Source organism: Bacteroides sp. AF32-8BH, assembly GCF_003435205.1.
GTDB classification, from domain to species: domain Bacteria; phylum Bacteroidota; class Bacteroidia; order Bacteroidales; family Bacteroidaceae; genus Bacteroides; species Bacteroides ovatus.
In genome coordinates, this window is the sequence record NZ_QVLZ01000069.1 from 1 (window position 1) to 23,125 (window position 23,125).

The following is a 23,125-nucleotide window of genomic DNA, read 5'->3' on the forward strand; positions in this document are numbered from 1 at the left end:
CAGAACTGTAAAATATAAAAGAGGTTGTGCCAACGTTTTGACACAACCTCCTTATTTTTTGAATTATCAGAGTATAACAATCAATTTCCCTGATGCACAGTAAGCTGTGGGAAAGGGAAGTTGATACCTTTTTCATTGAAGGTTTCGTAAATAGCTTTATTGGTATCGAAATAAACACCCCAATAATCTCCGCTATTTACCCATACACGTACCACCACATTCACACTGCTGGCATCTAGCGCATGAAGAGCTATAAACGGAGCAGGTTCATTCAAGATACGTTTATCTTCAGCCAGAATATCACGAACTATCTGCTGAACCTTATTGTAATCTTCCCCATAATCTATACCAATAATCCATTCTACACGGCGGGTTTCCTGGTGACTGTAATTAATCACTACTCCACTACTTAATGAACCATTCGGTATATAAATCAGTTTATTATCCCCAGTAGTAAGGATGGTATGGAATATCTGAATTTCTTTTACTGTACCGGCTGATCCCTGCTGTGTTTCTATCCAATCGCCAACTTTATAAGGTTTGAACAAAAGAATAACCAGTCCACCGGCAAAGTTTTGCAGATTACCGGATAAAGCCATACCGACAGCGACACCGGCGGAAGCCAATAAAGCCGCAAATGAAGTTGTCTCAACTCCCAAGGCACCGACAACAGAAATGATTAACAGGATTGTCAACAGAATATTGACCAGACTTCTAACGAAAGTTTTGATACTTACATCTACTTTTCGTTTATCCATCAGACGCCTGATGAATTTGTTGAGCAGCGAGATGAGGAAACGTCCGACGACAAAGACAAGGACCGCAATCAATATACGTTCTCCGGCACGAATACCGAAGTCTATCAATTGTTGAGTAATCAGCGAAAGCTTATCCAATCCGTCAGCATTGGCAATCGCCTCTTTCATTAATTCGTCTGCAGCCACTTGCACAGAGTCCGCAGCTTGTGTTGCTTGCAATAATAGTAGCATAATTAAATATATATTAAGTGAATAAATGCAGTTTTGTTATTTCAACAATTTACAAAGTTATATTGTTTTTAGTGAATCTAAAAGTTTTTTTTGCTTTCCTCCTGCAAAAGCAGTATTTTTGTCACCGATTCACTGGTAGGGGTGCCTTAACATGACGGGCTGAGAACATACCCATAGAATCTGATCCGGGTAATGCCGGCGTAGAGAACTAATTAGTAAGCAAAAATGAAAAGAATTGTATGGATGGCTGTCGCCTTATTGGGCGCAGGTATCACTGTTCATGCACAGACGAGTGCAAAGGATAGTATGAGAGTAGTAAACCTGCAAGAGGTGCAGGTAGTGTCCACACGTGCCACAGCCAAAACTCCCGTGGCATTCACCAATATAGGCAAAGCAGAACTCAAAAAGGTAAACTTCGGACAGGATATCCCCTATCTGCTAAGTATGACTCCTTCCACACTGACCACATCGGATGCAGGAGCTGGTATCGGCTATACGACACTTCGCGTACGTGGAACCGATGGCACACGAATCAACATCACGGTAAACGGCATACCGATGAACGATGCCGAAAGCCATAACCTGTTCTGGGTGAATATGCCCGACTTTTCTTCTTCCGTAAAAGATATGCAGGTGCAGCGCGGAGCAGGTACATCGACGAACGGAGCAGGTGCTTTCGGAGCCAGTGTCAATATGCAAACCGAAGGCGCATCTATGAAACCATACGCCGAATTCAATGGTTCATACGGTTCGTTCAACACGCACAAGGAAACAGTGAAAGTGGGAACCGGCCTACTCAATAACCACTGGACGTTTGACGCCCGCCTTTCCAATATCGGTACGGACGGATACATAGACCGTGCTTCGGTGGACTTGAACTCTTACTACCTGCAAGGAGGTTATTTTGCAGAAAACACATCTGTGAAGCTCATTGCATTTGCCGGAAAAGAAAAAACATATCATGCTTGGGGATACGCAACAAAAGAACAAATGGAAAAATTCGGCAGACGCTACAATCCTTGCGGGGAAATGTACACTGATGCCAACGGCAAAAAATATTATTACGACGACCAAACAGATAATTATCTGCAAAAGAATTATCAGCTTCTCTTCAATCATACTTTCTCGACAGCCTGGAATCTGAACGTTGCCTTACATTATACCAAAGGTGACGGTTATTACGAAGAGTACAAAGACGGCAGATACCTGATAGAATATGGTTTAAAACCATTTACAATAGATGGAACCGAAGTATCTAAAAGCGATTTAGTCCGTCAAAAGAAGATGGACAACAAATTCGGCGGCGGCGTTTTTTCTCTCAATTACACGGCTAACAGGCTGAATGCGTCTCTGGGAGGTGGTTTGAATCAATACCGGGGCAATAACTTCGGAAGAGTTCCCTGGGTGAAAAACTACGTAGGTTCTCTATCTCCCGACCATGAATATTACCGCAACAAATCCAAGAAGACCGATGGAAATATTTATCTGAAAGCGAACTACGATCTTACTAGAGGACTAAGTGCTTATGCCGATCTCCAGTATCGCCACATCAACTATACCATCGACGGAAACAATGATAAATATGACTGGAGCAAGAATGCGCTGCGTCCACTGGCAGTAGATAAAAAGTTCGATTTCTTTAATCCGAAAGTAGGATTAAACTGGAACATCACTTCCAACCATCGTGTCTATGCCTCTTTCTCGGTTGCTCAAAAAGAGCCAACAAGAAACAATTATACGGATGGTAATCCGGACTCGTACCCCAAAGCAGAAAAGCTGCTCGACTATGAAGCAGGATATACCTTCGCCAACCAATGGCTGACAGCAGGTGCAAACTTCTACTACATGGACTATACCGACCAACTGGTTCTGACCGGAGCCTTAAACGATATAGGTGAAGCACTGACCGAAAACGTGCCGGACAGTTATCGCATGGGAATCGCAATCATGCTGGGAATCAAACCGTGCAAATGGTTTCAATGGGATATCAACGCTACATGGAGCAAAAACCGTATTCAGGATTTCGTAGAGAGCCTGCCGGGCTACCACTATAATGACGACGGTAGCTCTACTTCTCTCCCGACTATTCAGATAAAGCATAAAGACACTCACATTGCTTTCTCACCGGACTTCTTACTCAACAATCGTTTCTCATTCAATTATAAGGGATTCGAAGCTGCCCTGCAATCACAGTTCGTGAGCAAACAGTATATGACAAACGCAGAAGTTGAAGAACTGACTCTTGATAAGTATTTTGTCAGCAACCTCAATCTGGCGTACAGCTTCCGTCCCAAGAAAGTACTGAAAGAAGTCACCGTAGGATTTACTGTATACAATCTGTTTAATGAAAAATATGAAAACAACGGCTGGGCATCAAGTGACTACACCGATACGCTGGAAAATCGGGGAAACTATGCCGGATATGCTGCACAAGCAGGAACAAACGTTATGGGACATGTTTCTTTCCGCTTTTAATCACACAGAGTTATGGAATTGAATTTTCTGGAAATATTCGGTACGATTGTCGGGCTGATCTACCTTTGGTTAGAGTACCGGGCAAGTATCTACCTTTGGATAGCGGGCATTGTGATGCCTGCCATCTACATCTTCGTATATTACAAAGCCGGATTGTATGCTGACTTTGGCATCAATATCTACTACCTGATAGCTGCCATTTACGGCTGGTTCTTCTGGATGTGGGGACACAGGAAAAAGAAAGGTCAACTGACGACAGCAGATGCTTCAACCGGTGACACCCCTAAAGATCTTCCTATCGTACATACTCCGGGAAAATGTTACTTGCCTCTTTTTCTGGTATTCATCGTTTCTTTCCTCGGTATTGCATGGATACTGATAGCATATACGGATAGCAATGTTCCTTGGCTAGATAGCTTTACTACCGCATTAAGTATTGTCGGCATGTGGATGCTGGCACGTAAATACGTCGAGCAATGGTTTGCCTGGATTCTTGTGGATATTGTCTGCTGCGGACTTTATATCTACAAAGACCTTTATTTTACTTCCGCTTTGTATGGACTTTACTCCATTATAGCTATCTTTGGCTATTTTAAGTGGAAAAAATTAATGAGCATACAATGAAATACGAACACTATACTCCCGAAGCCGTGATACTAGCCAATGGCGAATATCCCAGCCATCCTCTTCCCCTGCAAATGCTGGAAAATGCAGAATTTGTAGTTTGTTGTGACGGGGCTGCCAATGAATATATCCTGCGTGGGCATACCCCCGATGTAATTATCGGTGACGGGGATTCTCTTTCACCGGAATATAAAGAACTTTTCTCCCCTATTGTACATCAGATAGCGGATCAAGAAACGAACGACCAAACCAAAGCTGTTCATTTCCTGCAAAAGAAAGGATTCCGAAGAATTGCCATTGTCGGAGCCACCGGCAAACGGGAAGATCATACATTAGGAAACATCAGTCTGCTGATCGACTACATGAAAGATGGTATCGAGGTACGTACCATTACCGATTATGGTATGTTTATCCCCGCCAAAGACACGCAAGCTTTCGCCTCTCATCCGGGGCAACAAGTTTCTATTTTCAATTTCGGAGCGAAAGGATTGCAAGGAGAGGGATTAGTTTATCCTCTTAGTGATTTTACTAATTGGTGGCAAGGAACGCTTAATGAAGCAACAGCAAATGAGTTTACTGTTCATTGTACGGGAGAATATTTAGTATTCTTAGCTTCTATATAAACTATATTGCAATTATCCGGTTTATGCCACCCTATTGTCACAATTGTGCCACTTTGTTGGCACGACCGTGACACTTCGATGGCACAACCGTGCCAACAAGGTGGCACAAATTCATTCATAGGAAGAAGAGGATTAAAGCGTCAACAAATACTTCTTGAAGTCCGCAAAGTCTTTTGTCATTTGAAGGCTTTTTTTCTCGCCTTTCATAAATTCCTGCAATTTGGCAGGGATTTCTACCGCTTCTCCAATAATGCTTTCCACTGTTTCGAGGAACTTGGCAGGATGAGCCGTTTCAAGGAATACACCTGTTTCCCCCTCTTTCAAGCCTTCTACCAATGCACGATATCCACAAGCACCATGAGGATCAAGGAGATAATGATGTTCTTTCCAGGTTTCCTTCACCGTTTCGCGGATTTGCTCATCGGTATAAGTTGTTCCTGAAATCTCGGCAGAGATATCAGCATGTGAACCACTATATAAATCGAGTACGCGGGCAAAGTTACTCGGATCGCCTACGTCCATAGCATTAGCAATCGTTGCGATAGACGGACGGGGATTATATTTACCTGTCTGCAGATATTGATAGAAAATATCGTTGCGGTTATTGGCAGCAATGAAACGCTTCACGGGTAAACCCATCTTCTTGCCAAACAATCCGGCGGTGATATTTCCGAAGTTTCCACTAGGTACACAGATTACAGCATTATCAGCTTTTCCGGCACGTTTCAATTGTGCATAAGCATAGAAATAATAGAATGCCTGCGGCAAGAAACGGGCTACATTGATGGAGTTGGCAGAAGTCAACGAAAGGTGTTCATTCAATTCTTTATCCATGAAAGCAGATTTCACCAATGCCTGACAATCATCAAATGTTCCGTCCACTTCAAGCGCAGTAATATTCTGTCCGAGCGTAGTGAATTGCTTCTCCTGTATTTCGCTCACTTTTCCTTTCGGATAAAGCACATACACATGAATACCTTCCACACCCAGAAAGCCGTTGGCAACAGCACTTCCCGTATCACCGGAAGTAGCTACCAATACATTGACATTCTTTTGTCCTTCTTTTTTAATGAAGTATCCCAAAAGACGCGCCATGAAACGACCGCCTACATCTTTAAATGCTAACGTCGGTCCGTGGAAAAGTTCAAGTGAATAGATGTTATCTGCCACCTTAACCAAAGGTACATCGAAACTTAATGTATCATATACAATCTGTTTCAGCGTATCGGCAGGAATATCCTCACCGAAGAAAGCATCGGCTACGCGATAAGCAATTTCCTGAAAGGATAAACTATCAATCGTATCGTAAAAGTCCTGTGGAAGAGGTTTGATAGACATAGGCATAAACAGCCCTTTGTCGGCAGCAAGCCCTTTTACCACCGCTTCTTGCAGTGAGGCAACAGGTGCTTGTTTATTCGTACTATAATATTTCATAATCTGTGGTGACTTATTTCATGAATTCTTTTATAAACTCGTCTTCTTTCAGAAGTCCGTAACTACCGTTGCAAGCGGCTATTTCATCATACGTCTGCACTTCGTCCGGCTCGATACCCGGATACCAGATAAGAAACGGAATGGGATCAGATGTATGAGTACGAAGCTCACAGGGAGTAGGATGATCGGGCAATACAGCAATGGCTACCGGTTCGTCCCAATCTTTCACTGCTTCATAAATAGGTCCTACGGCACGTTTATCAAGATTCTCGATAGTGAGAAGTTTCAAGTCGATGTCTCCTTCGTGTCCGGCCTCATCACTGGCTTCGATATGCAGATAAACAAAATCATCCGTCTTCAATGCTTCCAAGGCAGCGGTCACTTTGTTTTCATAGTTCGTATTATAAAGTCCGGTTGCTCCCTCTACTGCGATGCGACGTAAATCAGCATAATAACCGATTCCGTTTATCAGATCGACAGCCGAGATGACTGCTCCTTTCTTTACCTGTGGGAAAGTCTCGGAGAAAGTAGGCATCTGCGGACGGTAACCGGGACTCCAGGGCCAAATACTGTTCGCAGGATCTTTACCTTCTGCCATACGTTTCAGATTCAATGGATGATCTTTCAGCAATTCCTGTGATTTCAGAATCAGGTCGTTAATCAGATCTGCCGTTTCTTGCGCTTCCGAAACCAATGGTTTCACCATCAATGGACGGAAAGGTTTCAAAGGTACATCATGCGGAGGTGTACAGTCCAGTTCTTTATTACCTCCCTTGATAACCAATAGATGGCGGTACTGAACTCCTGTATGAAAGCGTACGCGGTCATTGCCCAGTTTTTCTTGCAAATATTGAATCAATACATCTGCTTCTTCTGTAGATATATGTCCGGAGGAGTGATTCTTCAGAATTTCTCCTTCCACACAAATCAAATTACAGCGCATTGCCATCTCGCCCGGTTTCAGATCCACACCAATACTGGCAGCTTCCAGCGGTCCGCGACCTTCATATACCTTTGGCAAATTATATCCCAACACGGACATATTGGCAACTTCACTACCCGGATGGAAACCTTCCGCCACAGTAATCAGGCGGCCGTTACGTCCCATGCGAGCTAGCTTATCCATATAAGGCGTCTTTGCATATTGCAGGAGCGTCTTGTCCCCTAATGACTTCACTGGCCAATCGGCCATTCCGTCTCCCAATATGATAATATGTTTCATAAGGCGTTTAAACATTTGCGATGCTCATGATGTCGGCAAATACTCCGGCAGCCGTTACGCCGGCACCGGCACCGTATCCTTGAATCATCATCGGATATTCTTTATAGCGTTCCGTAGTGAGCAGGATAATATTGTTGCTGCCTTCCAAGCCGTAGAACGGATGGTTGGCTCCTACTTCCTGCAGGCCGACGGAGGCTTTTCCATTCTCCAGTTTGGCGACGAAACGCCAGTGCTTGTTTTCTTTTTCCAATACCTGGCGACGGGCTTCAAAGTCTGCGTCGAGACTTGGAACACGTTTCCAGAAATCTTCCAGAGAACCTTCGAAGAAGTCATTCGGAACAAAGAGGTTCTTTTCAACATCTTCCTGTTCCAGACGGTATCCGGCTTCACGTGCCAGAATCACCAGTTTACGGATCACATCTTTTCCACTCAAGTCAATACGTGGGTCCGGTTCGGAGTAGCGTTCTTCCTGTGCCATTTTGATGGTACGGCTGAAAGGAATATCGGCGCTGATTTTATTAAATATATAGTTCAGTGTACCGGAAAGCACCGCTTCAATCTTCAGAATCTTGTCACCGCTATGAATCAGGTCATTAATTGTATTGATGATCGGAAGACCTGCACCTACGTTTGTTTCGAACAGATACTTCACACCCCGTTGGCGGGCAATCGTTTTCAGTTCACGATAGTTTTCATAAGCGGAAGAAGCCGCAATCTTATTGGCTGCTACCACAGAGATATTGTGTTGCAGGAAATCTTTGTAAAGCGATGCGATGTCAGCGCTGGCCGTACAGTCTACAAATACAGAATTAAAGATATTCATTCCGATAATCTCGTCGCGGATGGTTTGCAAGCTGCTGTCCTTGCCCTTTTCCAACAGTTCTTCACGGAAGTTGGCGAGGTCGAAACCTTCACGGCTGAACATTGCCTTGGCTGCATCAATGATGCCTACTACATGGAGTTTCAGTCCGTTTTCCATCATCAGCTTTTGTTGCTGGCAACGAATCTGTTCTACCAGACTGCCCCCTACCGTACCGACACCACAGATAAAGAGGTTCAATACCTGATATTCGGAGAGGAAGAAAGAATCGTGGATTACGTTCAATGATTTACGCAAGGATTTGGAATCGACCACAAAAGAGATATTGGTTTCCGAAGCTCCCTGTGCACAAGCGATAACGTTGATACCATTACGTCCCAGTGTACCGAAAAGTTTACCTGCGATACCCGGTGTATGTTTCATATTCTCACCTACAATAGCCACTGTTGCCAGATTTCTTTCCGCCAGAATCGGAGAAATCTCCCCCATCTCTATTTCTTTCGCAAATTCTTCGTTCAGCACTTCACAAGCCAGGTCGGCATCGGCATTACGCACACCGATAGAAGTACTGTTTTCCGATGAAGCCTGTGAGACGAGGAACACGCTGATTCCATTCTTTGCCAATGCTTTAAAAATGCGGTAGTTTACACCGATCACACCTACCATACCAAGACCCTGAACAGTAATCAGACTTGTGTCGTTGATGGAGGAAATCCCCTTGATAGCCTTGCTCTGCGGGTTGGAAACTTCTTGTTTGATAACCGTTCCCACTCCATCCGGGTTGAATGTATTCTTTATTATAATAGGAATATTCTTGTGACATACGGGATAGATAGTCGGCGGATAAACCACCTTTGCGCCGAAGTTACAAAGTTCGGTCGCTTCTACGTAACTCAATTCCGTAATCGTATAAGCAGTCGAAATGACACGCGGATCAGCCGTCATAAATCCATCTACGTCCGTCCAGATTTCCAGACTTGCCGCATCCAGCGCCGCAGCAATAATGGCAGCCGTATAGTCCGAGCCACCGCGTCCGAGGTTTGTTACATCCCCTGTCGTTTTATCCGAAGAGATGAATCCCGGCACCAGCGCTACTTTAGGAATAGACTGGAAAGCCTCTTTCACCAGTTTATTAGTCAATTCTGTATCCAGCGTGTGCTTGCTATGCTTTCTTTCCGTCTTGATAAAAGTGCGCGAATCGAACCATTTTGCTCCCTCAATCAGTGCGGTGACGATGATCGATGAAAGGCGTTCACCATAGCTGACGATTGTATCCGAAGTCTTCGGGGAAAGGTCTTTAATCAGGTAAATTCCCTGAAAGATATCCTTCAATTCGTTCAGTAGTTCGCCAATCTGACGTTGCAACGATACTTGCTTTTCTCCGGCAGGAATCACCTCCTTAATCATCTCCACATGACGGTAAACGATTTCGCGGAACTCACCCTCATAGGCTGAATCTCCCACTGCCGCCATCTTCGATGTATTTATCAATTTGTCAGTGATGCCTCCCAATGCGGAAACAACTACAATTACCGGCTCATTTGCCGACTCTACAATTCTCTTTACGCTTAAAATGCTGTTCACGGAACCTACGGATGTTCCGCCGAATTTCATTACTTTCATGAAGATACTTATTTAAATGCAATGTCCTGAAGTTTGCTTTTTACAGAACGATTGGTTGTTTACGAATAAAATTGAATTTGAATTTTGCCTGCTTATACAAGCGTGAATCACGTAGATACACAAAAACTATCCATTAACCCCTAAGGGTCATGGTACACATGGATGTGACTGTATGTGGATAGTACTTCATCATAGTCCTTGTTTCTACTCTTGTTTTTGATAAGTGTCGCAAAAGTAATAATAAAAACGTTCAATCTATCACTTTTTTCGGTTTTTTTCTGATAAAAAGAATCTTTCGCCTGCGCTTTATCCGGTCATTCGCCTTCACTTTTATGACATTTTGTTACTTATTTATCAAATCTATTATTATATTTGCGAAAACAATCGCACAAAATCAGCTTATGAGCCCATTAAATACTTCCGTATTGTTAATATACACCGGTGGAACAATTGGTATGATTGAGAATGCCGCGACAGGTGCTCTGGAGAACTTTAACTTCGAGCAACTGCAAAAGTATATCCCCGAACTGCAAAAGTTCAATTTTCCAATTGACACCTATCAGTTTGATCCTCCGATGGATTCGTCGGACATGGAACCGGATATGTGGCGGAAGCTGGTACGCATTATTCATGACAACTACAATCGTTACCACGGCTTCGTCATCCTGCACGGAACGGACACGATGGCTTATACCGCTTCCGCACTAAGTTTTATGCTGGAAGGACTGGACAAACCCGTCATTCTCACAGGCTCGCAGCTTCCCATCGGCGTACTCCGCACCGACGGAAAGGAAAATCTGATGACCAGTATCGAGATTGCCATTGCACAAAACAAGGAAGGAAGGGCACTGGTGCCCGAAGTATGCATCTTCTTTGAAAATCACCTGATGCGGGGAAACCGTACGACAAAGATGAATGCAGAAAACTTCAATGCATTCCGTTCTTTCAATTATCCGGTATTGGCGGAAGCGGGAATCCATATTAAATATAATAATGTGCAAATTCACGGAAATGGTGAAGAGCGGGAATTGAAACCGCACTATTTGCTGGATACCAATGTAGTGGTACTGAAACTCTTTCCGGGCATCCAGGAAAATGTAATTGCCACCATTCTGGGGATTGAAGGTTTAAAGGCGGTTGTGCTCGAAACATACGGTTCAGGGAATGCTCCCCGAAAGGAATGGTTTATACGCCGGCTCTGTCAAGCCAGTGAACGTGGAATTGTGATTGTCAACGTAACACAATGCAGCGCAGGAATGGTAGAAATGGAACGTTACGAAACAGGATACCAGTTATTGCAGGCAGGCGTTGTCTCCGGATATGACAGTACAACGGAATCGGCAGTCACTAAATTAATGTTCTTACTGGGACATGGATATACCCCGGATGAGGTACGCGACCGGATGAACCGTTCGATAGCAGGAGAGATAACTCTGTAGGCTTCATCTATTTCTATTAGGCAGGGATAACTTATTTCTAATAAATTATCCCTATTTTTGTACCCTACAAGAAGAAAGGAATTTCGATGGCAAAAGAGAAAACCGTATATGTATGCAGTAATTGCGGACAGGATTCACCGAAATGGGTGGGTAAATGTCCGTCGTGTGGAGAATGGAATACGTATGTTGAGGAAATCGTACGGAAAGAAGCCACTAACCGCCGTCCGGTGTCGGGCATTGAAACACAGAAGCCCAAGCCACTGGCACTTAGCGATATAGAGGCAGACGATGAGCCACGCATCAATATGCACGATGATGAACTGAATCGTGTATTGGGGGGCGGACTTGTACAGGGTTCTCTTGTCCTGATAGGCGGCGAACCGGGAATCGGTAAATCGACGCTCGTCATGCAGACCGTACTGCACATGCCGGAAAAGAAGATTCTTTATGTATCCGGTGAAGAGAGTGCACGACAGCTGAAACTTCGTGCCGACCGTCTCTCTGACACTTCCAGCGATTGCCTGATCGTTTGCGAGACTTCACTCGAACAGATTTATGTGCATATCAAGAATACAAATCCCGATTTAGTGATTATCGACTCTATACAGACTATTTCCACCGAAAGTATCGAATCGTCTCCCGGAAGTATAGCGCAAGTCAGAGAATGTTCGGCGTCTATTCTTCGTTTTGCGAAAGAAACGCATACGCCTGTATTGCTGATCGGACATATTAATAAGGAAGGAAGTATTGCAGGACCTAAAGTGCTGGAACATATCGTAGATACTGTTCTTCAATTTGAAGGCGACCAACATTATATGTATCGTATTCTACGCAGTATCAAGAATCGTTTCGGTAGTACGGCAGAATTAGGTATTTATGAAATGCGTCAGGATGGGTTGCGCCAGGTAAATAATCCTTCCGAACTTTTGCTAAGTCAGGATCATGAAGGGATGAGCGGGGTAGCCATTGCCTCCGCCATTGAGGGGATTCGCCCGTTTTTAATTGAAACACAAGCTTTGGTAAGCTCTGCAGTCTACGGAAATCCGCAACGTTCGGCAACCGGTTTCGATTTGAGAAGAATGAATATGCTGCTGGCTGTTCTCGAAAAGCGGGTGGGATTTAAGTTGGCACAGAAAGATGTGTTCCTGAATATTGCCGGAGGATTGAAAGTGAATGATCCGGCTATCGACCTGCCGGTTATCAGTGCGATCCTTTCTTCCAATATGGATGCAGCCATTGAACCGGAAGTTTGTATGGCGGGAGAAATCGGTCTGTCGGGAGAGATACGTCCTGTGAATCGAATTGAACAGCGTATCGGTGAAGCTGAAAAGTTAGGTTTCAAACGCTTCTTGCTGCCCAAATATAACTTGCAAGGGATCGATACCCAAAAACTGAAGATAGAATTAGTACCGGTAAGAAAAGTAGAAGAGGCGTTCAGGGCTTTATTCGGATAAGACACTGATGCATAAATAGCCCGTTTTTCTAATTGGATAATCAAAAACAATATCAATAATAACTAAATGACACAAGAATACCAACTCCGTATACTTCCCGAAATCGCAGCAAACGAACAGAAATTAAAGGAATATCTTTCTAAAGAAAAAGGTCTGAATTTACGTGACATCACCGCTACCCGAATCTTGAAACGGAGTATTGATGCACGCCAGCGGACTATCTTCGTCAATCTGAAGGTGAGAGCATACATCAAGGAAATGCCACAAGAAGATGAGTACGAACGTACTATATATAATAATGTAGAAGGAAAACCGCAAGTGATTGTCGTTGGTGCAGGCCCCGGCGGCCTATTCGCTGCTTTACGCCTTGTTGAACTCGGATTACGCCCTATCGTCATCGAACGTGGAAAAGACGTGCGCGAACGTAAAAAAGACCTGGCACAAATCAGCAGGGAACACACTGTTGATCCGGAATCGAATTACAGTTTCGGAGAAGGAGGTGCAGGAGCTTATTCGGATGGGAAGCTCTATACCCGGAGCAAGAAGAGAGGAAATGTAGATAAGATTCTGAACGTATTTTGCCAGCATGGAGCTTCGACTTCGATATTGGTGGATGCGCATCCGCATATCGGAACAGACAAATTGCCACGTGTCATTGAAAATATGCGGAACACCATTATCGAATGTGGCGGAGAAGTACATTTCCAGACACGAATGGATGCATTGATTATTGAGAACGATGAAGTCAAAGGTATCGAAACAAATACAGGAAAGACCTTTCTCGGACCTGTGATACTGGCAACCGGACATTCGGCAAGAGATGTATATCGTTGGCTGGCTGCCAATAATGTGACGATTGAAGCGAAAGGAATCGCTGTCGGGGTACGTCTGGAACATCCGGCCATGTTGATCGATCAAATACAATACCATAATAAGAATGGACGGGGCAAATACCTGCCCGCTGCTGAATACAGCTTTGTAACACAGGCAGAAGGCAGAGGAGTATATAGTTTCTGTATGTGTCCCGGTGGCTTTATCGTTCCTGCTGCCAGCGGACCGGAACAAGTGGTAGTAAACGGAATGTCTCCTGCCAACCGTGGGTCACGGTGGAGTAATTCGGGAATGGTAGTGGAAATTCAACCGGAAGATTTGGGAAATGAAGAATTAAAAATGAGGAATGAAGAATTGGCTGCGCAACAAGATGAACAGCTGATGGCACTAAACCCGAATTTGAAAAGTTCACAACTTTCAGAGATTAATTCACAGTTACTATCTGTTCTTCATTTTCAAGAGGAATTGGAACGTCAATGCTGGTTGCAGGGAGGCAGACGACAGACTGCTCCGGCACAACGCATGCTGGATTTTACCCGCAAGAAATTGAGTTACGATCTGCCCGAGTCATCCTATAGTCCGGGATTGATTTCGTCTCCACTTCATTTCTGGATGCCATCATTTATTAGCAAAAGGCTATCCCTTGGTTTCCAACAATTCGGACGAAGCAGTCACGGATTCCTGACAAATGAGGCAGTAATGATTGGTGTGGAAACACGAACTTCTTCTCCCGTTCGTATCATACGCGATAAGGATACTCTGCAACATGTCACCGTTCGTGGATTATTTCCTTGCGGAGAAGGGGCAGGCTATGCCGGAGGAATTGTGTCTGCCGGAGTGGACGGCGAACGATGTGCAGAAGCAGTAGCCAACTATTTCAATCATTAATTAAACTTACACTAAAATGAATTATCAACCCGAAATAGCAATTGTAGAAGCCAATACATTGACCTGTCTCGGTCTGAAAGGAATCCTGGAGGAAATGATTCCTATGGCAACCATACGGACTTTTCATCACTTCAGCGAACTGATGGACGATACTCCCGATATGTATGCCCACTATTTCATTTCCGCACAGATTTACGTGGAGCACAATGCTTTCTTTCTCCCCCGGAAACGAAAAACGATTGTATTGGCAAGCGACAGTCCGCAATTCCAACTGTCCGGTGTACCCGTACTCAACATTCATGAATCCGAAGAAGAGTTGGTGAAAAACATATTGAAACTTCACCAACATGCTCACCATGACGGTTATCCGGTAAAAGATATGCCACCCATGCCTCCGATGCAGCCTCATCAGGAAATTCTATCCGCCCGTGAAATAGAAGTGCTCGTACTGATAACCAAAGGATTAATCAACAAAGAAATAGCAGATAAACTGAATATCAGCCTGACTACCGTTATCACTCACCGAAAAAATATCACGGAGAAATTAGGCATTAAGTCCGTCTCCGGGCTGACTATTTATGCTGTAATGAACGGATATATCGAAGCGGACCGAATCTGACTTCTTAAAAAATAAGTCATAATCCTAATAAATGAGGATTGACCGTCATCTATATTTGCCGTTACTTTGCACCAGATAAATTAACAGCAGATGAAGACAAAGAAGATTATGATTGCCCTCATGCTCCTGACGACAGGGACAGCATGGGCTGAAGATTTCCCCAAAGACTCACTAAAAATAGTAGACATCGAAGAGGTGGTAGTGATTGCTACTCCAAAAGAGAACCGTAAACTACGTGATCTGCCGGTAGCCGCCACCGTTTTATCGCAAGACAATATGCGCGCCAATCAGGTAAATTCCGTGAAGAACCTGACAGGTATTGTTCCCAATCTGTTTATCCCTGACTATGGTTCCAAACTGACTACTTCGATTTATATCCGTGGAATCGGTTCACGCATCAATACTCCGTCCGTAGGACTTTATGTAGACAATATCCCTTATATCGACAAATCCGCTTTCGACTTCAACTATGCTGATATCGAACGTATTGATATTCTTCGCGGACCACAAGGTACTCTCTACGGGCGTAACACGATGGGAGGGCTTATCAAGGTACATACTAAATCTCCTTTCACTTATCAAGGCACCGATATTCGCATGGGAGCAGCAACTTACAATAATTATAATGTTTCACTCACCCACTATCACCGCACATCCGACCGCTTCGCTTTTTCTACCGGAGGTTTCTACGAACACACAGGTGGCTTCTTTGAAAATTCGGCAAGAAATAACGAAAAGGTCGACAAAAGCAACGCCGGAGGCGGACGTTTTCGTGGAATTTACCTGCCGACATCTAATCTAAAAATAGATATGGCACTTAGCTATGAATATAGCGATCAAGGTGGGTATCCGTATTATTATACCGGTATTACTCCCAGTGCCATAGCCAAAGCTCAAAAAGACGGTAAAGAAATTACAGAAGACCGGGCAGATTATATCGGAAAGATTTCATATAACGACCGCAGTAGTTACCGCCGTGGATTGCTCAACTCCGGTGTTAACATCGAATATCAAGCTAACAACTTTATATTAAGTGCCGTGACAGGTTATCAGAACCTGAATGACCGTATGTTCCTCGATCAGGATTTCACAGAAAGAGATATTTTCAATATTGAGCAAAAGCAACGTGCAAACACCATTTCCGAAGAGATTGTGTTGAAAGCCAAACCCGGAAAAAGATGGCAATGGGCTACGGGAGCTTTCGGATTCTATCAATGGCTGCATACTACAGGTCCTGTTTTGTTTAAAGAAGAAGGAGTGAAGTCGGTCATTGAAAACAACGCCAATGCTGCTTTTGAAGAAGCATCTGCCAAACCCGGAGCTCCCACCATGGGAATGACTGTACACAACCCGACTTTAAGCGTAGGAGGAACTTTCGATACCCCGACTCTTAGCGGTGCACTTTATCATCAGTCTACTTTCAACAACTTGTTCATAGAAGGGCTGTCCGTTACAGCCGGCCTCCGGCTCGATTACGAGAAAATCAGTATGAAGTATAATTCTCTTAGCACTCCTATCGATTTTGGTTTCGATTTTCACTTAGCTATGGGCCCCAACCAAATCAACCTGTCCGATCAGAATATGAAAGCTCCGGCCTCTTTTGTAGGCAAACTCTCGACTGATTATGTACAGCTTCTACCCAAATTTGCTATTCAATATGAATGGAAGAATCAAAATAACGTTTATGCCACCGTTACCCGGGGATATCGTTCGGGAGGATATAACATCCAAATGTTCTCTGACTTATCACAAACAGAATTGAAAAATTCGATGATGAATGCCATCAAAGAAAGTCCGACAATAGGGCAAGATGCTATATGGGGAGAAACTATTATTAAAATGATGGACCAAATGGTGCCTGCAAAAGAAATTGATGTAAAAGCGTCCACCACTTACAAACCCGAATATTCGTGGAACTACGAAGTAGGTAGTCATCTTACTCTATGGGAAGGCAGACTTTGGGCCGACGTCGCAGCATTCTACATGGATACCCGCGACCAACAACTCTCCCAATTTGCAGAAAGTGGTTTGGGGCGTATCACGATTAATGCAGGAAAAAGTCGCAGCTATGGTGCAGAAGCAGCTCTTCGTGCCAGTGTGACTAAAGAACTTAGCCTGAATGCCAGTTATGGATATACGTATGCCACCTTTACTGATTATGTAATCACCGAAGAGAAAAAAGATGGCACTCCCATAATTACGGATTACAATGGCAAATATGTTCCCTTTGTTCCCAAGCATACATTAAATATCGGTGGAGAATATGCCATCACCTGCAGCCCACGTTCTATCTTCGACCGGGTTGTATTCCAAGCGAACTATAACGCTGCCGGACGTATCTACTGGACTGAACAAAACGACGTCAGCCAATCCTTCTACGGCACACTCAACTGGAGAACGAATCTGGAAATCGGTGATGCAATGATTAGTTTCTGGGCACGCAACTTCCTGAATAAAGACTATGCCGCCTTCTATTTCGAAACAATGAACAAAGGTTTCATGCAGAAAGGACGCCCAATGCAATTTGGGGTAGATCTTCGCTGCCGCTTCTAATCATTTTTACTCATAAGGATATTATTTAGTCTTTTTATTGTCAGCTAAAGATTTCATCCATATAGAATAATGATTTTCAACGCATTAACAGCTGACAATAAGTGCTGACAATAACCCAAAACAGGCTGACAATAAAAGATTCGGACTTTTATTGTCAGCCTGTCTCTTTGTAGATTAACAGCATAGAATACGGGATAGAAGAACGTATGTCCCTATGAAGTTTGCATTATAAAGCCGTTATACTTGATTTACCCAATCGGTATTGTTCTGTCAGAGCTACGCTATCCTTAACTCTCCACGGCCGTGGTAGCATCTCTTCACGGCCGTGGGAGGATCTCGTCACAACTGTGGGAAGAAGTTACCACGGCCGTGGGAAGGTAAAGATAGCGGTACCCTCACACAACTATACCGGCACCTTACCGGAACTTTATCAATGCTTCGGCATTAGTTTACCTACTGCTTGCTATCAGTTTGCTTATACCTAAGACTGCTTCGTTCATAATCCAACGTGCCTGACCTATACTTCAGTACGATCAGATTCCTCCACCCCACCATGCAAACGCTCCATCTGATAAGCGATACGCTCCGTCCCATTCTTTACATAAATGATACCGCAACGTTGAAAGCCATACTTCGTCAGTATATGTTGCATGACCTTATTATCCCGGTGAGTATCTACCCGGACATTAGGCCAACGTTCGAAACACCAGTCCAGACAAGCTTCCGACACCCCTTTCTGCTTTCCGTTCGTTGCCAACCGGTGAATCACTCCATAAGGTTCGTCATTGAGCCATGCACCTTCATAAATCTGTTGATAAGTAGGATCTTCTCCCAAGATGAAACAAAAAGTTCCCAGAATTTCTCCTTGTTCATCTATGCAGGCAAAGCTATGACTCTCTTCAATTTCCCGACGAATCAATGCTTCCGACGGATAGCCGTCAATCCATTGGGTCGTGTTCCCGGTTGCACGCATAAAGGCACGGGCATAGTCATAAATCTCCATCACTAAAGGGAGATCTTTTATTTCGGTAGGTCTGATTTCCATCATTTGAAAAGTTATTCAGAAATAAAACAGATAATAAAATCACTCGTTAATCGCTCCACAATGGGGGCATATACCTTTCTCTTTTAGTTTCTCCCCGCAATGTCCGCAACGATACTTATACCCAATGTTTCGATAGACCTTCTTCGCAAAAACCAAAATAAAAAAGGCCAGGAATAGATAACCGATATAGATATGTGTCATCAGGATAAAGAAGAAATAACAGAAAATACAGCAGGACATCAGTCCCAGCAGATAAAAGATAGCCGCAGCGGGAGTCAATTGTCGGAACAAATCATCCAACACCGCCAAAGCTACTATCAGAAACAACCAAATACTCAACAGAAAAACAGAGAGAATGAAAGGAACTTTGAACGGTGACAAAGTTGGATTGAAATAAAAATGTTCCCACGTTTCCGGTACAAAGACCTGCATTGATTCGTAAATCGTTGCACTGAAAGCCATCAATAAACAAAGAAACAGGGGATAAACACTGTCAATATCATTAAAATAAACCATCTGCAACTGCTTCCGACGGAAAGCGCGAAACAAATAAGCCCCAACAAATAAAGCAAAAATAACCACAAAATAAGAGGCATGTGTATCGCTGAAAAGATGAATAGCCTGCGAAATACTATCAGTCGGTACAAATGACTTCTTGAGTTCTTTCTCACGTATCCAACCCTGTTCATCTTGTGTATGTGCCAGTTTCACCCAAATGCTGTCTACACTATCGGCAGGATGAACCGCAAACTCTGCAACCACTACCCTATCCCCCCTATTCAACTGAATAAAAGTATCTTTTATTGGGAGGCATTCCAAAGAGATGGAATCATCGACTACTTCCAAGTTTGTATTCCATGTATAATGGCGTTCATACAGGTAAGTCAGCGAATCTTTTGTTTTCTTCGACAGCTCCTCCGAATCCAGAGCAGGCGTTTTATAATAACAAGACGAAAGCAGAAACAGACACAATAGCAAGCCCATGACAGACTTCACCATAGAGAATGCAGAGAACACAAAGTTACTATAAGACACGGATGACATAGAAGACACAGAGAACATGGAGAATAATTTTCCATCTCTCTTCCACAAACCGTTCAAACGACCGGTACCGGAAGAATGAGTTGAAACGTTGTCTCCTCTACGTCCTCTGTGACGAATGATTCCGTGATTAATTATCCTCATTGTGCCGCCTTTACTTTCATTTGACAATTCTTACAATCAAATTCCAGACGAAAACGTTTGCCGTCATTCGACACCAAATAATAGGGCTCTTTATAAGGCGAACGTACCCGTTGATGGATAGGACACCAGCCCATACTATAGCGCAAACAATGTTTGCAGAACATCAGTACCGCATCTTCCACTGCTTCTTTTTCGTATGCTGCCGCTACCTGTTGTACCCCATGTTCTTGATAGAAAGAAGCTGCACGGGTATTCATTACATTCCCCAGATATGTTAATGTAGTTTGTGGGAAAGCATGACTCGTTGACTTCCATACTGCCAATTCCTGACGATAATTGATTCGACGGGCAGTTATCAATTGGTCGATTGCCTGTCTGCGGAAATCGGCTAACACTGAAGCTGGCAAAAACCAATTTCCGGTAAAGGATATTTCTATTTCTTTTGCTTCAAAAGGTGTATTCCCCAGTTTGGACAGTTGCGTTTTCAGATTGTCCGTCTGTGGAGTGCGGGCAAGTTCTTTCTCACGAGGGAGGGTGATTGTGACGCTATTATCATCTTCATCAGTCAATGTCAGGGAGAAACCAAAATTATTGTCGGCAAGCAAGATTTTCACTGCGATTTTCCTTTCGGCAGATTTGCGGGAAAGGATTCGTTCAAATTCCTGGTCGAAATTACGATACAGTGTAGTACGCGGCTTAATACGGGGCATTTCCTGCGGATAGAGTTTGTTACTGTCCACCCGGTTGATACGGAAACCCTGCAAACGTCCCTGTTCGTCGATATAGCAAACACCGTCTCCATTGTTAAAGGATTTAAGTCCGGCAACTGTCAGATAGTTGCCCCGGACCTCTTTCATGGTTCCCATCTCTTCACCCAGCGACTTAGGAGTGTCGAAAGAGAAAATCTCTTTATCACGTCCATTCAGGAAATAATGCGTGAATCCACGACTGAAACTCTTATCGAGTTGTGGTTTAAATTCGAAACTACACGTACCCGAAGAAGCACGTACATATTCCGGACGACGGGCAAAGATCGCATCCAGTTTCTGGCGATAAGCAGCCGTCACATTCTTCACATAAGATACGTCTTTCAGTCGTCCCTCTATTTTAAATGAAGAAGCTCCGGCATCCAGTAGTTGCTCCAATTCGTCGCTTTGATTCATGTCTTTCAGGGAAAGCAGATGTTTGTCTTTGACAATCACTTTCCCGTCTGCATCTACCAGACTAAAAGGCAGACGGCAGAATTGTGCACACTCTCCACGATTGGCACTACGACCGAAACAGGCTTGACTAACATAGCATTGCCCGCTATAACTGACACAAAGAGCACCATGTACAAATACTTCCAAAGGTACTTCCGGACAGCTTTCATGAATCTTCTTTATTTCACGCAACGATAACTCCCGCGCCAACACCACTTGACGGAAACCTGCTTCCCAAAGGAACTTCACTTTTTCCGGCGTACGATTGTCCATCTGCGTACTGGCATGAAGTGGTATCGGAGGAAGATTCAGTTTCGTGATTCCCATATCCTGTACAATCAGTGCATCGACACCAATCCGATAAAGTGCATGAATCATCTCCTCCGTCTCTTTCAACTCTTCTTCTTTCAGAATCGTATTGACCGTGACATAAATACGTGCATTATACAAATGAGCATGCTGCACCAATGCTTCAATATCTTCCAATGAGTTCACAGCTGCCGCACGGGCACCGAATTTCGGAGCACCGATATATACAGCATCTGCACCATGGTTGATAGCTTCAATACCACATTCCAAGTTTTTCGCCGGAGCGAGAAGTTCTATTTTACGCTGCTTTATCATTTAATATCATTGATGTTGTAAGGTGTTTCCTGATAAACAAAGTAGTTCAACCAGTTGGAGAACAACAAATTGGCATGAGCACGCCAACGTACCAACGGGCCTTTTTCAGGATCATCGTCTATATAATAATTGCGGGGAATCTCTATTGGCAGGCCTTTATCCAAGTCACGGCGGTATTCCGTATCCAGTGTCAGCGGAGAATATTCAGAGTGCCCCGTGACAAAGAACTCACGTCCGCCCCGTGCCATTGCCATATAGACACCGGCCTCTTTCGATTCGGAAAGCAACGTCAGTTCCGGAACTTTCAGAATATCTTCCCTGCGCACTTCCGTATGACGGCTATGCGGCACATAGAAACAATCGTCAAAACCACGGAAGATGGAATGGAAAGGTTCCAGTACACGATGCTCAAAGATGCCGAACATTTTCTCTTCCAACGGATATTTAGGAATTCCATAATGATGATACAATCCGGCCTGCGCTGCCCAACATATATATAAGGTAGAAGTGACATGCGTACGTGCCCAATCAAAGATTTCCGTAATCTCATCCCAATAGGTCACTTCTTCGAAGTCCATCTGTTCTACAGGAGCTCCGGTGATAATCATACCATCATACTTCTCATGACGCATCTGATCGAAATCCGTATAGAACGTTTTCATGTGTTCTATCGGTGTATTCTTCGACGTGTGGCTCTTGATCTTCATAAACGAAATCTCCACCTGAAGAGGTGTATTCGAAAGTAAGCGCACCAAGTCTGTTTCCGTTGTAATCTTCAACGGCATCAGGTTCAGAATCACAATCCGTAGCGGACGAATATCTTGCTGCGTAGCGCGGGAAGTGTCGATCACAAAAATATTTTCTTCCTTCAAAAGCTCTATCGCAGGTAGTTTATCGGGTAAATTTAAAGGCATAATCGCTATATATTAGTAATTTGAGTGCAAAAATACGAAAAATATAGCAGATTATAGGGAGGTTGCTTATTTAGAAGACGTACAAATTAAGTCAATTTAATCATCGAAGCATAACAACTAATCAATAAAAGCCTTATTTTTGCCGAAGAAATTAGTACTAATAATTTAAATCTTAGAAAAATGGCTTACGTAATTAGTGACGATTGTATTGCTTGCGGAACTTGCATTGACGAGTGTCCGGTAGAAGCTATCTCTGAAGGTGATATCTATTCTATCAACCCAGATGTATGTACTGACTGTGGTACTTGCGCAGACGTTTGTCCGTCTGAAGCAATTCACCCGGCTGAATAATACAAGCTACAAAAAATCTATAGGCTGCTTTCTACGGAAGGCAGCCTTTTTTATTGCTCTACATTTTTTTTATTTTCTCCACCACAGATTACACAGATAAACACAGATTATTTATATTCAACTAAAAAATGGAATGAAGTGTCCCCCTCTCGAAAACAAAAAAATGAGGTTGTGTCAAAACGCTGACACAGCCTTTTTTATGCGCAAAGC

17 protein-coding genes and 1 riboswitch are annotated in these 23,125 nt (G+C 43.7%); of the genes, 9 read left to right on the forward strand and 8 right to left on the reverse strand.

All coding sequences use genetic code 11. The annotated features are described in order from the left end of the window. Positions 1 to 80 precede the first annotated feature (80 nt). Entirely contained in the window at positions 81 to 989 is a 909-nt protein-coding gene (locus DWZ47_RS28600) for a mechanosensitive ion channel family protein (protein ID WP_004299133.1), read from the reverse strand. Between the two features lie 127 nt (positions 990 to 1,116). Next, positions 1,117 to 1,213, forward strand: a riboswitch (TPP riboswitch). A 1-nt stretch (position 1,214) separates the two neighbouring features. On the opposite strand from DWZ47_RS28600, the gene DWZ47_RS28605 reads away from it, so the two are divergent. The 3 genes from DWZ47_RS28605 to DWZ47_RS28615 are packed head-to-tail and all read left to right on the forward strand — an operon-like array spanning position 1,215 to position 4,711. Further along, positions 1,215 to 3,464, forward strand: a complete 2,250-nt coding sequence (locus tag DWZ47_RS28605) for a TonB-dependent receptor (protein ID WP_117515526.1) — start codon at positions 1,215 to 1,217, stop codon at positions 3,462 to 3,464. A gap of 12 nt (positions 3,465 to 3,476) precedes the next feature. After that, positions 3,477 to 4,088: a nicotinamide riboside transporter PnuC gene (gene pnuC, locus DWZ47_RS28610; protein WP_117515528.1), complete on the forward strand. Its 612-nt coding sequence runs from the start codon at positions 3,477 to 3,479 to the stop codon at positions 4,086 to 4,088. After that, complete coding sequence (locus DWZ47_RS28615) at positions 4,085 to 4,711, forward strand: thiamine diphosphokinase (protein WP_117515530.1); 627 nt, start codon at positions 4,085 to 4,087, stop codon at positions 4,709 to 4,711. The genes pnuC and DWZ47_RS28615 overlap by 4 nt, the downstream gene beginning before the upstream one ends. Positions 4,712 to 4,843: 132 nt before the next feature. On the opposite strand, the gene thrC is transcribed toward DWZ47_RS28615, so the two are convergent. Genes thrC through thrA form a run of 3 tightly spaced genes read right to left on the reverse strand, consistent with a single transcriptional unit; the run spans position 4,844 to position 9,810 of the window. Next, the gene (gene thrC / locus DWZ47_RS28620) at positions 4,844 to 6,145 is read right to left on the reverse strand and encodes a threonine synthase (RefSeq protein ID WP_004309069.1); all 1,302 of its coding nucleotides are present in this window, start codon (positions 6,143 to 6,145) and stop codon (positions 4,844 to 4,846) included. Between the two features lie 13 nt (positions 6,146 to 6,158). Further along, positions 6,159 to 7,367, reverse strand: a complete 1,209-nt coding sequence (locus tag DWZ47_RS28625) for a cofactor-independent phosphoglycerate mutase (RefSeq protein WP_117515534.1) — start codon at positions 7,365 to 7,367, stop codon at positions 6,159 to 6,161. 7 nt (positions 7,368 to 7,374) lie between these two features. Next, the gene (gene thrA / locus DWZ47_RS28630; protein WP_004299126.1) at positions 7,375 to 9,810 is read right to left on the reverse strand and encodes a bifunctional aspartate kinase/homoserine dehydrogenase I; all 2,436 of its coding nucleotides are present in this window, start codon (positions 9,808 to 9,810) and stop codon (positions 7,375 to 7,377) included. A 401-nt stretch (positions 9,811 to 10,211) separates the two neighbouring features. On the opposite strand from thrA, the gene DWZ47_RS28640 reads away from it, so the two are divergent. The 5 genes from DWZ47_RS28640 to DWZ47_RS28660 all read left to right on the forward strand — a co-directional run bounded on the left by DWZ47_RS28640 (position 10,212) and on the right by DWZ47_RS28660 (position 17,594). Beyond that, entirely contained in the window at positions 10,212 to 11,249 is a 1,038-nt protein-coding gene (locus DWZ47_RS28640; protein ID WP_032852820.1) for an asparaginase, read from the forward strand. Between the two features lie 86 nt (positions 11,250 to 11,335). Continuing rightward, entirely contained in the window at positions 11,336 to 12,703 is a 1,368-nt protein-coding gene (radA, locus tag DWZ47_RS28645) for a DNA repair protein RadA (protein WP_117515532.1), read from the forward strand. A 66-nt stretch (positions 12,704 to 12,769) separates the two neighbouring features. After that, positions 12,770 to 14,422 carry an NAD(P)/FAD-dependent oxidoreductase gene (locus tag DWZ47_RS28650; RefSeq protein WP_004306408.1) on the forward strand — a complete coding sequence of 551 codons (1,653 nt, stop codon included), beginning with the start codon at positions 12,770 to 12,772 and terminating at the stop codon, positions 14,420 to 14,422. A gap of 16 nt (positions 14,423 to 14,438) precedes the next feature. Beyond that, positions 14,439 to 15,041, forward strand: coding sequence for a response regulator transcription factor (locus DWZ47_RS28655; protein ID WP_004306407.1), 603 nt, complete (start codon positions 14,439 to 14,441; stop codon positions 15,039 to 15,041). Positions 15,042 to 15,131: 90 nt separating this feature from the next. Then, positions 15,132 to 17,594, forward strand: a complete 2,463-nt coding sequence (locus tag DWZ47_RS28660; RefSeq protein WP_182281666.1) for a TonB-dependent receptor — start codon at positions 15,132 to 15,134, stop codon at positions 17,592 to 17,594. Between the two features lie 517 nt (positions 17,595 to 18,111). Here DWZ47_RS28660 and DWZ47_RS28665 read toward each other — a convergent pair. Genes DWZ47_RS28665 through metA form a run of 4 tightly spaced genes read right to left on the reverse strand, consistent with a single transcriptional unit; the run spans position 18,112 to position 22,564 of the window. Continuing rightward, a complete protein-coding gene (locus tag DWZ47_RS28665; RefSeq protein ID WP_004326443.1) occupies positions 18,112 to 18,639 on the reverse strand; it encodes a GNAT family N-acetyltransferase in 528 nt (175 codons plus the stop codon). A gap of 39 nt (positions 18,640 to 18,678) precedes the next feature. Beyond that, positions 18,679 to 19,824, reverse strand: a complete 1,146-nt coding sequence (locus DWZ47_RS28670; RefSeq protein ID WP_004309061.1) for a zinc ribbon domain-containing protein — start codon at positions 19,822 to 19,824, stop codon at positions 18,679 to 18,681. After that, positions 19,821 to 21,650: a peptidase U32 family protein gene (locus tag DWZ47_RS28675; protein WP_004306403.1), complete on the reverse strand. Its 1,830-nt coding sequence runs from the start codon at positions 21,648 to 21,650 to the stop codon at positions 19,821 to 19,823. Before DWZ47_RS28675 ends, DWZ47_RS28670 begins: the two co-directional genes overlap by 4 nt. Beyond that, positions 21,647 to 22,564, reverse strand: coding sequence for a homoserine O-succinyltransferase (gene metA / locus DWZ47_RS28680; RefSeq protein ID WP_004299113.1), 918 nt, complete (start codon positions 22,562 to 22,564; stop codon positions 21,647 to 21,649). Before metA ends, DWZ47_RS28675 begins: the two co-directional genes overlap by 4 nt. Before the next feature lie 180 nt (positions 22,565 to 22,744). On the opposite strand from metA, the gene DWZ47_RS28685 reads away from it, so the two are divergent. Next, on the forward strand, positions 22,745 to 22,915 hold the full coding sequence (locus DWZ47_RS28685) for a DUF362 domain-containing protein (protein ID WP_002559159.1): 171 nt from the start codon (positions 22,745 to 22,747) through the stop codon (positions 22,913 to 22,915). The last annotated feature ends 210 nt before the right edge of the window (positions 22,916 to 23,125 follow it).